This is a genomic window from Cognatishimia activa (genome assembly GCF_001458335.1).
Lineage (GTDB): Bacteria > Pseudomonadota > Alphaproteobacteria > Rhodobacterales > Rhodobacteraceae > Cognatishimia > Cognatishimia activa.
On the sequence record NZ_CYTO01000020.1, the window covers coordinates 196,065 to 208,078 of the forward strand.

Below are 12,014 nucleotides of genomic sequence, written 5' to 3' on the forward strand. Positions count from 1 at the left end.
ACAATCTAGCGCGGCTAGACCTCGAGCCATGACCAACCCAGCGACGCTTACTTTCCCGACACCGGACTCTCCCCTAAAAATAGGGACACGTGGTTCTCCATTGGCTTTGGCACAGGCCCATGAGACTCGGGATCGGTTGATGGAAGCCTTTGATTTGCCTGAAGCCGCATTTCACATCGAAGTCATCGCGACGACGGGCGACAATCGGCAGATGATCGACGCCGATCGCCCGCTTAAGGAAATCGGCAACAAGGGTTTGTTCACCAAAGAGATCGAAGAAGCGATGCTTCGCGGTGATATCGACGTCGCGGTCCACTCCACCAAGGACATGCCAACTGAGCAGCCCGAAGGCCTGGCGCTAGAGACATTCCTGCCGCGTGAAGACGTTCGGGATGCCTTCATTTCATTGAAGTATGGCTCGATCTCCGAGTTGCCAGCGGGCGCGAAGGTCGGGACGTCTTCCTTGCGCCGACGCGCGCAGCTTTTGCGCAAACGCCCTGACCTTGACGTGGTTGAATTCCGTGGCAACGTGCAGACCCGCCTGACGAAACTATCAGACGAAGTCGCCGATTGTTCTTTTCTTGCCATGGCGGGCCTCACCCGGCTGGGCATGCTCGACAAGGTCACGTCAGCGATTGAACCTGACGAGATGCTCCCCGCCGTCGCCCAAGGCGCAATCGGGCTGGAATGTCGTGTCGATGACTCCCTAGCCCAGCATATGCTGAGCGCTATTCACGATGAAGAAACAGGCTGGCGCGTGCGTTGCGAACGGGCTTTCTTGCGCGCGCTAGATGGGTCCTGCGAAACACCCATTGCGGCTCTGTCCGAGATTGATGGCCCCGAAATCCACTTGCGCGGCGAAATTCTGCGACCAGACGGGTCCGATTGCCTTGAAATTGAAGGGCGTGCATTGCTGTCTGGTGCAGAGGATCTTGGTCGTGAGCTTGGCGAAGAGTTGTTGGCCCTGGCACCTGCTGGCTTTTTCGACCTTACCTAGATCGAACCCAACCTCAGCCTACCGAACAAATTGAAACACCACTGCAGCAGCCAACCCAAGCATTAGGCTGGTTATCGGCCCCCAGATGCGGCGCTCTGCAGATGAAGGCGTTATCCAATTTGCAATGCAAGACAAAGCCTGAACACCTAAAGCAACAAACCCGGTCCAGCGAGGCCATTCTGGCCAAGTGCCGGCGGCGGACATGACAGAAAGCCCCATCGCCAAAATAACCACGATGGAGGCTGCCGCCGCAATCCGTCCAGAGACCGGCAGTGGCCCTTCGTAGCGTCCACCTTGGGTAATCTTACCCCAAGGAGCGCCGGCAATTAGGGCGATCTGAAACAGCGCAACGCCAAAACAGAGCGTCATGTATGCGTATGCAAAAGACAAACTCAGACCCATTTCGCCATTGGTGGTAGGCTCATCAGCACTGCATTTGCGTCATGCCCGGTCTCTAGCCCAAACTTAGTTCCACGGTCATAAACCAGATTATACTCGGCATAGAGACCACGGTGCACAAGTTGCGCATGCTTCTCCGTATCGCCGAAGTCGTCGACGCGTCGCTTTTCGATCAAGGGAACAAAAGCAGGCAAAAAGGCTTTGCCGATGTCTTGGATGAACGCGAAATCCGTGTCCCAATCTCCAGAGTTATGGTCATCTAGGAAAATACCACCAACTCCGCGCGCGCGGCCGCGGTGCGGAATATAGAAATACTCGTCCGCCCATTCCTTCAGGCGGGGATAGTGCTGGTCTCCGTGCCGGTCGCAATGCTCTTTTTGGACACCATGAAAATGACCGGTGTCCTCGTCATATTCCAGACACGGGTTTAGGTCGGAACCACCGCCGAACCACCAACCATAGGGCGTCCAGAACATGCGTGTGTTCATGTGCACTGCAGGACAATGGGGGTTTTGCATATGCGCCACCAATGAAATCCCCGAAGCCCAGAACCTCGGATCATCTTTCATACCCGGTAGACCTTTGCGCGCAGCCATGGCAGCTTGCGCGCGTTCCCCAAGCGTTCCAAACACCGTGGAAACGTTCACGCCGACCTTCTCAAACACACGCCCGCCGCGCATCACGGACATCAAGCCGCCGCCTGCATCAGTCCCATCATCAGAGGCGCGTTTGGTCTCCGTAACCTCAAAGCGTCCGGCTGGTTGATCTGAAAACGGCCCGACGTCGTGGCTATCCTCCAGCCCCTCAAACGCTGCAACAATATCGTCGCGCAGTGTTCGAAACCAAGCGCTGGCCTGAGCCTTTTGTTGTTCCATAGAGTCAGTCATGCGCCGGTCCAGTATGTGTTTCTTTAGTGCGCCGGAGAGGAAACCGGATCGATCAATGTCCGACCGCCATCAACGGTGATGATTTGCCCTGTCATAAAGGCAGATGCGTCAGACGCCAGATATCTTACCGTATCAGCAAGTTCCGTCGGCGGCGCAATGCGACCGAGTGGCGTATGCGCTTCGATATCACCACGATAATCCGGGTTTTCTTTCAAAATATTCTGCAAGCTCGCGCTCATGACCGATCCAAAGGCAACTGCATTCACGCGAATGCGGTGCGGTGCCAAAGCGGTCGCCAAGCCACGAGTCATTTGGTCCAGCGCCGCCGTTGCCATGGAATACCCCATAAGGTCCGGGTTGGTGCGGCATGCAGAGATCGACGACATGTTGACGATAGAGCCCGCAAGCCCCTCCTGCTCTTCTGCATCAGCCTGCTTGATCATGCGCTTTGCCACTGCTTGGCTTAGATGCAAGGACGTCAGCAAGTTCTGGTTCAACATGATAGAGATGCTGTCGTCATCCATATCAAGCGGATCTGTCCGCATCATTTGGCGGCTGGCATTGACCAAGATATCAACGCGGTCAAACGCATCTATGGTGGCAGAGACCAGATTGGCGATTGTCAGCCGTTCGCGCAAATCACCAGCGAAGAACTCGATCTTGCTGCCCTCAGGTACATCGCCTGCTTCTTTGCTGAGTTGTTTGTCATCCATGTCTACCATCATCACATTCGCCCCTTGCTCGGCGAATTCGCGGGAGATGGCGAGACCGATCCCGTTGGCGGCTCCGGTCACAATGGCGGTCTTACCTGCAATTGAAAATGACATGTCTATCCCCACTACGTCTTTTGCCCGCGATTCTTGAAGAACGTTACGCGGATTTATCCCTTCGCGCGAGAAGGCCGTTCAGCGCGTAAGATTTTGAACCGATTGTCGCCGGTGATTTCTTCAACCTTGCCAAACAAACCTTCCAAGGTCGCCTCGTACGGAAGGTGTCTGTTGGCCACCATCCAAAGCTGGCCAGAAGGTGCTAGCATTCGCGCCGCGGCCGCAATGAACGATTTGCCAAGCGCCGGGTTGGCTGCGCGGCCGCTGTGAAACGGTGGGTTCATAACAACCGTGTTCATCCGCGCGCGCGGCTCCCAGGTTATCGCATCCGCCCAGTGAAAACTGGCCCGGCTGTCGGTGATGTTTTGCTGTGCACAATCTAGCGCGACGTGATTGGCCTCGACGAGGTATAGATCTTCAACATCGGCACGTTCCAGAACAGCCTTGGACAGATATCCCCAGCCAGCCCCCAAGTCCGCAACCTGTCGGCCAAGCTTGTCAGGCAAAGCTGCGACCAGAGCTGCAGATGCCGGATCGATGCCATCAGCCGAGAAACCGCCGGGACGGGTCACAAAACCTGCCGCAACCTCGGAAGGGCCAGCCTCTTTCCAATCGCTAAAGTCCCCCCCCTCAAACCAGAAGAGCTTGCCATGCGCTTTAGAGAAAGACCCATTAAGACCGACGCGTTTTTTGCAATCCTTAAGCATTGAATCCACGCCGTCGTTTTTTTGCCCATCGATGAAAACGATGTCCGCTAATTCAGACGCCTGCGCAACAAGCGCCCGCGCTTCTGCTTTGGCACGTGTTACGAAGACCAAGGCAGCAGAATAATCACCTTCGGGTGCGAGAGCGACATCATATCCAGCTGCAGAGAAGGCGTCGTAGTCGGGCTTCAAAGACGTAATCACTTGAACGCGTTCGCGCGGCAAAGCCGACAGGTTCATTCCTGCGCTTGGCGCAAAAACTGCAATTCGCCCTTCGGCAGGCAATGAAATCTGGCCGCTTTCAACGGCCAGCGACAATCGAGAAGATGACATGAGGCTCTTGATCCCGGGCTTTGCCGCGGATCACTCCTTTTCCATGGTGCATTGAAGCGGGTGTTGGTGGCGTCGAGCAAAGTCCATCACCTGTGTGACCTTTGTCTCAGCGATCTCGTGGCTAAACACACCAACGACTGCGACGCCTTTTTTGTGCACCGTCAGCATAATCTCAAAGGCCTGCGCGTGGGTCAGGCCAAAGAACTGCTCAAGAATTTGCACCACAAATTCCATCGGCGTGTAGTCATCGTTTAGCAGCAGGACTTTATACAGCGGCGGCCGTTTCGTGCGCGCACGGGTTTTGACCGCGATGCCTACATCGCTGTCATCTTCATTATCCGACGTCATGAAAAACGGCTGTGCTGCCATACCTAATGTCATTCCGATGCTTCGTATCCGCGCGTTATATAGCCTGTCATCACCAATATGAAAGACCCCAGTGGCCGCTGGTATGCGCTCAGTGGCTGAATCCAGCAAAATGTGATCCATTCGACACCGACATAAGCGGCCCTGCGCTGACCTTGGTTTCCAATATACCTCGAATCTCGATTCGGGCGACATTTCCTTCGCAAAAACCGATTTTTTAACCACTTTGCATGACTTTACTAAGAAATCGTGCGCGTCGGAACAGCGGCTTCAGGTTCCAGTTGGCCGAGAACAGGTTCCGCGCAGATATCTTTCTCTGCCACATTCTCGCCACAATCGATGGTTTAGTGGCTCACTTTACGGCACACGCTAAATATTGAAATTAACCTGCCTTAAACTTTTGCAAACCGCTTGAATCAAAGGGTTTCTTTAAAAACCACCCTATGGTAGCCTTTCTACAAAAGGTCAGCCGAAAAAATCGGCGGCAGAGGCAGTAAGGGCAAGTAACAGTGAAGGTTCGGCAAAACAGGCCGGCCCATTTTGGGCTATTTATCCTGATCACAGGTTTTCTTTTGTGCATGACCGCGCTCTCAGCGGTGGCTGCGCCTTATGCGGCTATGGTGGTCGATTCTCGCTCAGGCAAGGTTCTGCATTCACGCAACGCTGATACGCGTCTGCATCCCGCCTCTTTGACCAAAATGATGACGCTCTATATCGCATTTGAAGCGGTTCAGAACGGCGAGCTCACCATGGACACTAAGGTGCGGATTTCCAAAGTTGCCGCGGCAGAGCCACCTTCAAAGCTCGGTTTGAAAGCCGGCCAGCGCATTGCCCTGCGCTATCTTGTGCGCGCAGCCGCCGTGAAATCTGCTAACGACGCGGCAACCGCAATCGGTGAGGCCGTCTCCGGGTCTGAAGCAGCATTTGCCCGCCGGATGAACCGCACAGCGCGTGCTTTGGGCATGACCCGGACCACATTTAAGAACGCCCATGGTCTTACTGAGAATGGCCATATGTCCACTGCCCGGGACATGACCACAATGGGGCGCCATCTGCTGTATGATTACCCGCAGTACTACAACCTCTTCTCCCGCCAATCGACGCACGCCGGTGTTAAGCAAGTGGCCAATACAAACCGCCGCTTTCTAAGCAACTATCGCGGCGCTGATGGCATCAAAACTGGCTACACCCGTGCAGCGGGCTTTAACCTTGTTGCCTCTGCCGAACGCGGCAGCGAACGCATCATCGCGACTGTATTTGGTGGCCGCTCCACCGCGTCTCGCAATGCCAAGGTCGCCGAATTGCTTGATCTGGGCTTCCGCCGTGCACCAAGCCGGGTCGCCCTGCGCAAACCGACACGTCCAGCTTATGCGGGCAATGCAGGCACCTCTGGCGGGTCTGCATCCGAGCCTGTCGGCAAAACAATTCGGGTTGCGACAGCAGTGAAAAAGAGCCTTCGTCCAAACATCCGACCCACAACAGCAAGCGCTCCAGCGCCAACTGTTTTGGCCGCGAACGAAGTGATGGATGCTGAAATCAAAAATGCGCTGAAGGAAGCGAAAGCCAACACCGCATCAATCTATCCCACTGCAGCAAAAACCGCAGAGCCAGCAGCGCCGACAATCATCGAAGAGCAAGAGCCTCAGGTTGTAACTCGCCTGTCGACCTCCGGCGGTCGGCACTGGGGGATCAACGTTGGCCGTTATGGCAGCCGCTATGCCGCCGAAAAAGTTCTACTGAAAACTGCGCTTGCGGAAATGAGCACGCTCGATGGGTCGCTGCGGAAAGTCGTGAAGTCCAAGCGTGGTTTTGACGCGAACTTTATGGGGCTCACCCGTGAGACAGCAGACCTCGCATGTCGTCGCCTGCAAGCCCGTCAAGTTAACTGTTTCATGATCGGGCCAAGCTAAACTCGGATTGCTTTCTTTCTGAAAGGATGACGCCATGCCAGACCCTTTTGTATCTGAGGTCAAATTTCTGGGTGCCGGGAACGTAGACTTCGTGGAGATCGCACTTGATGCAGGTAGCGATCCAAGCAACGTGCAGATTGTGATCTATCATCCCAACGGGTCGGTGCGGACGACCAATGATCTCGGCACTGTCGAGGATACCGTTGCGGGCAAAGACATCTACGTCATCGAATCCGCCAACTCAGCAACATTCAATGGCGTACACAAAAATGGTGCAGTCGCCGTGGTTGAAGACGGTGTGGTCGTTCAGTTCATCTCGTTTGAGTCCGAGTTCACCGCAACCAACGGCCCCGCAGCGGGTATGACATCGACGCAACTTGGCGGTACAGGCCAAGGCGAATCCCTAGAGACCACAGATGGCGGCGCGAACTACGGCGTAAATGACACCCCATCAAAAGGCACAGTGCCATGTTTTCTGGAAGGGACTTTGATCCAGACGGATCGCGGCCCCTTGCCAGTGCAGGACCTCGTTGTGGGGGATTATGTTCAGACAAATGACAGCGGGTTGCAGCCCGTTCTTTGGGCCGGTGCTTGTCAACTTTCTCTGGACCAAACGTCTGATCCTATGGCGAGACCAATCCGGGTTCCCGCGCATGCCCTAAGTCCAGCACATCCCGCGAAGGACACCTTTGTATCGGCCAATCATCGTCTTCTGTTTTCACACGTTCTGTGTTTCGAACTATTCGGCAATCGCGAAGTGCTTATCGCTGCTAAGTTCTTGATGGGCTACAACGGCATCGGCCATGCACCAGTCGCTCTTCCGATCCGCTTTCACCACATTCTTCTAGCAGATCACCATGTCATCCGCGCCAACGGTATGGCAGCGGAAAGCCTGTTCCACGGCAAGATTGCAGGGGAGGCCTTTTCTGAGGAGAGCAGCGAAGGCTTGGAAAGCTTGGCGACGTTTGCTGAGCATACCAAAACGGCGCGTCGCGTGCTCAAGGCGCATGAAGTTCAAAGGCTGATGCGAGAGCTTGCGCGAGAAGAGACCTTTCATCTGAAGGTCAGTTAAACCTTAAGGTTTCGGGTGGTCGTCATAGTCGCCGGATAAAATGCGCTCTGCGTCCCCTTTCGGGTCATCATATTGATCTTTGCGCAGCGTATAGAAGAAGCCGAAAAGCCCAAGACCGCCCAACAAAAGTGATGCTGGAATTAAGATTCCTAGGACTGTCATTTCACTCTCACTCTTAATGCGTTCAAACTCACCGTAATTGAACTGGTGGACATGGCAATCGCTGCGATCAATGGAGTGGCAAGTCCAGCCACAGCCAGTGGCACCGCGACGACGTTATACAGTGTTGCAATACGAAAATTCTCTTTGATCCGACGAACCGCGCGACGCGCAACCAGCAAGGCATCGGTTACTGGAGATAAATCAGTCCCAAGCAAAACGATATCAGACGCCACGCGTGCCGCATCCAACGCAGATGCAGGAGAGATAGACACATCGGCTGCGGTTAGGGCTGCGGTATCGTTTAGACCATCTCCAACCATGAGAACACGATGACCAGCATCATTGAGGGCTTTGATATATTCAGATTTTTCTTCTGGCAGGAATTCCGCCCGCCAATCCTCAATCCCAAGCTCTTGGGCAATCGCCTCAACCGCGTTTTCTGCATCCCCTGACAGCAGATGCACATGGAACCCTTGTTCTCGTAAATCGGAAACGGTTTGCGCAGCACCCGGACGCAGTGCATCAGTGCAGCGAATGGCAAAGGCAGTCTCAGCGCCTACCTTTAGGTAAACAGCGGTGCCCTCCACTGGCTGAGCGCCAACCCAATCACAGCGCCCCAAACGAACCGGCTTGCCCTGCCACACCGCTTCGATGCCAAAGCCCGGACGCTCTTGGATATCGCTAAGCTCCGCAGCGATGCCCCCTGCCCCGGCCTGAACAATCGCCTGGCTGAGCGGATGCGCCGAGCCTGATGCCAATGCAAGCGCGACGCTGGCTGCCTCGGCATCTAAGGCGGCCCAATTGGTGACCACTGGCGTGCCTTGCGTGAGCGTTCCGGTCTTGTCAAAAACCACTGTGTCGACAGTCGCAAGCCGTTCTAAAGCAGTGGCGCTCTTCACCAGCATACCCTTTTGGAACAAGCGTCCACTCGCCGCCGTTGTCACTGCCGGCACTGCGAGGCCCAAAGCACATGGGCATGTGATGATCAAAACAGCGGCCGCGATGTTGAGCGCCGTGCGCACATCAAGAGTGAACACATACCAGCCAAGAAAGGCCAAAGCGGATAGGATATGTACGCCGGGCGCATAAAGTTTTGCAGCGCTGTCTGCGAGCGAGCGATACCGAGAGCGCCCGCTTTCAGCGATGGCCACTAGGTTCGCCATGCGCTGCAGGCTTGTGTCTGCGCCAATCGCAGCTGCCCTTACGGTCAAAGGACCCGTCAAGTTCACTTCGCCAGCGCTCACGTTTTGCCCCGGCTTTGCAAAGACGGGTAGCGTTTCACCGGTTAGCAGCGAGCGGTCCAGTTCTGACTCTCCTGAAACGATCTCACCGTCCACAGGCATACGACCACCCGGTTTGACAAGCACAAGGTCGCCCACCTGCAATTCTGAAATCGCAACTGTCGACGTAGTGTCCCCGTCAACACGGGTGGCGCGTGGCACTTCTAATGCAGTTAACTCTTCCGCTGCCGAACGTGCGGCAGCGCGGGTACGGTGATCCAAATAGCGACCTGCAAGAAGAAAGAACACCAGCGTCAGTGCGGCATCAAAATAGGCGTGGTGGCCGGAAAGTGCGGTTTCCCAAACGGAGGTGACCACGGCAAGAACTATGGCCAAGACAATGGGCACGTCCATATTGAGCTGCCGTGCCCGCAATGCCTTCCAGGCGCTTTTGTAAAACGGACTGGCCGTGTAGGCGAGCGCTGGCAAAGCAATGGCCGCCGAAATCCAATGAAACAAGTCACGTGTGGCGTTTTCCGCCCCGGCCCAAACGGCAACGGACAGCAGCATGACGTTCATCGCCGCAAAGCCCGCCAAACCCAGCCGCATGAGCAAGTCCCGCCTGGCTTTGTCATTAACCGTCGCACTCAGCGCCCCTTGGTCGAGCTCGTGGGCCTCATACCCAACCCCGGCCAATTGCGTGATTAGGTCATCAATTGAAACCTGCGGCTCTGCCTCAACGAAGGCGCGCTTCAAAGACAGGTTTACGCGAGCGCTGTGGACACCCGGATAAGCAGCGAGCGTGTTCTCGACCTTTGAAATACATGCGCCGCAATGAACCTGCGGTACGCTTAGGGCTAACGACTGATCAGATAGCACATCTTGCTGAGCAACGGTCTGCGCCGCAGGTACCGCATCACATGCAGGACAGGCAGAGATCGCCGTCATCGTCAGCGCTCCACGTGCAGTACAACCCTTTGTTCAAAGGTTGTGCCGTCTTGCGCTGTCGCTGTCATGCGCATGTTCCAATTCCCTTCCGCCAAACTGGCGCGCGCTACATAATCTTGCCCATCATAAAGAAACTCTGGGGTGAAATCATCTTTAACATGGGTAGCGCGTCCAACCACCGCATGCAGGCTCGCCGCTTCTACCGGGTGCCCGGATGAATCGCGAATGGACAGCACCAACGCGCCACGCTCAGCGGAAGCGTTGATTTCCCAACCCAAAGCATGCTGCGCTTGACGGCGGTCGTCAAAGGTCTGACTGGCGATGTAGGAATTCTTCACCTCGAGTCCGGGAAAGGTTTTCACCGCACTGAAAGCCAGCAAAAGGTTGACCGCTATAATCACAGCAAATGCGCTGACAAAGATCATGGCGACGTGACGCCCGGTAATTTGTCTGTCTCGTGTCATTGGCCATTTCCTTTACCGTGGAACACCGTGTCCTTATGGGCACGTTCGTTGCTGATGCTATCTTCGATCCAGAAGGTGAGGTCGCTCAACGCACCCTGCGCAGCCTGGGATGTTTTGGGGGCAACAACGTAAACGCGTTGCAGGCGCATTGAGTCCGGGTCTACAGTTACGCTCATGTCCTCCGAGCCTTCGATGGACAGGGACAGCGCCTCACTGCTTTCAATTCCAATTTCAAACCGACGCTCCTCCCCGTGTTTGTTGCGCATGCGCAGCTCGTAGGTGTTTCTAATGGATCCATCAGACAGGGTGACAAATGTTGGATTGCGCACTGGCGCGACAGTGACATCGATGTCAGAGCGCATGAGCAGCGCAACAATCAACAAAACCCCAACGAGCGACCAAAGCCCGGTGTAAACCATAGTGCGCAAGCGAAAGACGTGTTTCCAGATAGGACGCGGTGGTGTGCCCGCGCGTTCAAGAGGCTCGTCACTCAGGGCAAGATAATCGATCAAGCCGCGCGGCTTACCGATCTTTTCCATCATGTCGTCGCAGGCGTCGATACAGAGCGCACAAGTGATACACTCCATCTGCTGGCCGTCACGAATGTCGATGCCGGTTGGGCACACGTTCACGCAGGCCATGCAGTTGATGCAGTCGCCCTGCGGAGGTGCGTTCGGATCTACTTCTTTCTGGAGTTTCCCCCGTGGCTCACCACGCCATTCGCGATAGCCCACGGTTAAAGTGTCTTCATCCATCATGGCCGCCTGAATCCGCGGCCATGGGCAGGCATAGATACAAATCTGTTCTCGCGCAAAGCCACCGAAGAAGAATGTGGTAGCGGTCAGAATTCCCACTGTGGAATAGGCGATAAGATGGGCCTGTCCGGTGACCAAGTCGCGCAACAAGTTTGGCGCGTCGGCGAAATAAAACACCCAAGCCCCGCCAGTAGCGAGGGCAATCAAAATCCAAGCGAAGATCTTAGTGACCCGTAGGCGTAATTTGCGAAGATCCCATTTTTTCTGCCGATGGAGCTTGAGCCGTGCATTTCGATCCCCTTCGATCCATCTTTCCACAAGAATAAAGAGATCGGTCCAAACCGTCTGCGGGCATGCATAGCCGCACCAAACGCGACCCAACGCAGCAGTAAAGAGGAACAGCCCCAAGCCGGCCATAATCAATAGGCCCGCGATAAAATAGAATTCGTGCGGCCAGATTTCGATAAAGAAAAAGAAAAAGCGACGGTTTGCCAAATCGACCAGCACAGCCTGATCTGGCAGCGCAGGACCACGGTCCCACCGCAACCATGGAACGATGTAATAGATGCCGAGCGTCACGGCCATGATGATCCACTTAAGTGAACGGAAACGACCGCTCACCCGGCGTGGAAACACCGGTTCGCGGGCTGCATATAGGCTATCTGATGACACTTACTGGCTCACAATTTGGCTGGGATTTCGTATTCGCCCCTTGCTTTTGCCCGAGTCGTCCAAGCTGCACTTTGACCAAGATCAAAGGCGGGATAAAAACTGTTCCATTGATTTCGAAGAGAGTTTTGGTGCCGGTCGTTCGGAAACGCGCGAACAGGAGAACGACCGGCACCCATACCCACGCTCCTCAGGGTGGGTATTCGGGGACGTTGCCGTCGGTTATGTGGGAGCGACGGCCCGTCTTCCCTTACAAAGTCGCAGATTCGCAGGAGTATCGCTTTGATACAGATCAAGCGGT

The 12,014-nt window shown here is 55.3% G+C and carries 12 protein-coding genes; 3 read left to right on the plus strand and 9 right to left on the minus strand.

Annotation, left to right across the window (positions count from 1 at the left end; translation table 11 throughout):
• Positions 1-28: 28 nt before the first annotated feature.
• On the plus strand, positions 29-997 hold the full coding sequence (gene hemC, locus TA5113_RS10755) for a hydroxymethylbilane synthase (protein WP_058314990.1): 969 nt from the start codon (positions 29-31) through the stop codon (positions 995-997).
• An 18-nt stretch (positions 998-1,015) separates the two neighbouring features.
• Here the strand turns inward: hemC and TA5113_RS10760 are convergent, their stop codons facing one another.
• The 5 genes from TA5113_RS10760 to clpS are packed head-to-tail and all read right to left on the minus strand — an operon-like array spanning position 1,016 to position 4,495.
• On the minus strand, positions 1,016-1,387 hold the full coding sequence (locus TA5113_RS10760; RefSeq protein WP_258953925.1) for a hypothetical protein: 372 nt from the start codon (positions 1,385-1,387) through the stop codon (positions 1,016-1,018).
• Positions 1,388-1,389: 2 nt separating this feature from the next.
• Complete coding sequence (gene hemF, locus TA5113_RS10765; protein WP_058314988.1) at positions 1,390-2,283, minus strand: oxygen-dependent coproporphyrinogen oxidase; 894 nt, start codon at positions 2,281-2,283, stop codon at positions 1,390-1,392.
• Between the two features lie 23 nt (positions 2,284-2,306).
• Positions 2,307-3,110: an SDR family NAD(P)-dependent oxidoreductase gene (locus TA5113_RS10770; RefSeq protein ID WP_058314987.1), complete on the minus strand. Its 804-nt coding sequence runs from the start codon at positions 3,108-3,110 to the stop codon at positions 2,307-2,309.
• Between the two features lie 53 nt (positions 3,111-3,163).
• Complete coding sequence (locus tag TA5113_RS10775; protein ID WP_058316710.1) at positions 3,164-4,147, minus strand: class I SAM-dependent methyltransferase; 984 nt, start codon at positions 4,145-4,147, stop codon at positions 3,164-3,166.
• A 30-nt stretch (positions 4,148-4,177) separates the two neighbouring features.
• Positions 4,178-4,495: an ATP-dependent Clp protease adapter ClpS gene (clpS, locus tag TA5113_RS10780; protein WP_245627181.1), complete on the minus strand. Its 318-nt coding sequence runs from the start codon at positions 4,493-4,495 to the stop codon at positions 4,178-4,180.
• 596 nt (positions 4,496-5,091) lie between these two features.
• On the opposite strand from clpS, the gene TA5113_RS10785 reads away from it, so the two are divergent.
• Both TA5113_RS10785 and TA5113_RS10790 read left to right on the plus strand, forming a co-directional pair.
• Entirely contained in the window at positions 5,092-6,423 is a 1,332-nt protein-coding gene (locus TA5113_RS10785; protein ID WP_082625872.1) for a D-alanyl-D-alanine carboxypeptidase family protein, read from the plus strand.
• Positions 6,424-6,457: 34 nt separating this feature from the next.
• Positions 6,458-7,495, plus strand: coding sequence for a Hint domain-containing protein (locus tag TA5113_RS10790; protein ID WP_058314984.1), 1,038 nt, complete (start codon positions 6,458-6,460; stop codon positions 7,493-7,495).
• Between the two features lie 3 nt (positions 7,496-7,498).
• On the opposite strand, the gene ccoS is transcribed toward TA5113_RS10790, so the two are convergent.
• From ccoS to ccoG, 4 genes are read right to left on the minus strand one after another with little or no spacing between them, the layout of a single operon-like run.
• Positions 7,499-7,657 carry a cbb3-type cytochrome oxidase assembly protein CcoS gene (ccoS, locus tag TA5113_RS10795; RefSeq protein ID WP_058314983.1) on the minus strand — a complete coding sequence of 53 codons (159 nt, stop codon included), beginning with the start codon at positions 7,655-7,657 and terminating at the stop codon, positions 7,499-7,501.
• Positions 7,654-9,825, minus strand: coding sequence for a heavy metal translocating P-type ATPase (locus TA5113_RS10800; RefSeq protein WP_058314982.1), 2,172 nt, complete (start codon positions 9,823-9,825; stop codon positions 7,654-7,656). Before TA5113_RS10800 ends, ccoS begins: the two co-directional genes overlap by 4 nt.
• A 2-nt stretch (positions 9,826-9,827) precedes the next feature.
• Positions 9,828-10,289 carry a FixH family protein gene (locus TA5113_RS10805; RefSeq protein ID WP_058314981.1) on the minus strand — a complete coding sequence of 154 codons (462 nt, stop codon included), beginning with the start codon at positions 10,287-10,289 and terminating at the stop codon, positions 9,828-9,830.
• Entirely contained in the window at positions 10,286-11,716 is a 1,431-nt protein-coding gene (gene ccoG, locus TA5113_RS10810) for a cytochrome c oxidase accessory protein CcoG (RefSeq protein WP_058316711.1), read from the minus strand. The genes TA5113_RS10805 and ccoG overlap by 4 nt, the downstream gene beginning before the upstream one ends.
• Between the last annotated feature and the right edge of the window lie 298 nt (positions 11,717-12,014).

Bases quoted from the DNA above. Each gene is read 5' to 3' on its own strand.
- TA5113_RS10805 (WP_058314981.1), bottom strand. From the start codon at position 10,289: ATGACACGAGACAGACAAATTACCGGGCGTCACGTCGCCATGATCTTT.
- TA5113_RS10785 (WP_082625872.1), top strand. From the start codon at position 5,092: ATGACCGCGCTCTCAGCGGTGGCTGCGCCTTATGCGGCTATGGTGGTC.
- hemF (WP_058314988.1), bottom strand. From the start codon at position 2,283: ATGACTGACTCTATGGAACAACAAAAGGCTCAGGCCAGCGCTTGGTTT.
- clpS (WP_245627181.1), bottom strand. From the start codon at position 4,495: ATGACGTCGGATAATGAAGATGACAGCGATGTAGGCATCGCGGTCAAA.
- hemC (WP_058314990.1), top strand. From the start codon at position 29: ATGACCAACCCAGCGACGCTTACTTTCCCGACACCGGACTCTCCCCTA.
- TA5113_RS10790 (WP_058314984.1), top strand. From the start codon at position 6,458: ATGCCAGACCCTTTTGTATCTGAGGTCAAATTTCTGGGTGCCGGGAAC.
- TA5113_RS10770 (WP_058314987.1), bottom strand. From the start codon at position 3,110: ATGTCATTTTCAATTGCAGGTAAGACCGCCATTGTGACCGGAGCCGCC.
- TA5113_RS10800 (WP_058314982.1), bottom strand. From the start codon at position 9,825: ATGACGGCGATCTCTGCCTGTCCTGCATGTGATGCGGTACCTGCGGCG.
- TA5113_RS10775 (WP_058316710.1), bottom strand. From the start codon at position 4,147: ATGTCATCTTCTCGATTGTCGCTGGCCGTTGAAAGCGGCCAGATTTCA.
- ccoS (WP_058314983.1), bottom strand. From the start codon at position 7,657: ATGACAGTCCTAGGAATCTTAATTCCAGCATCACTTTTGTTGGGCGGT.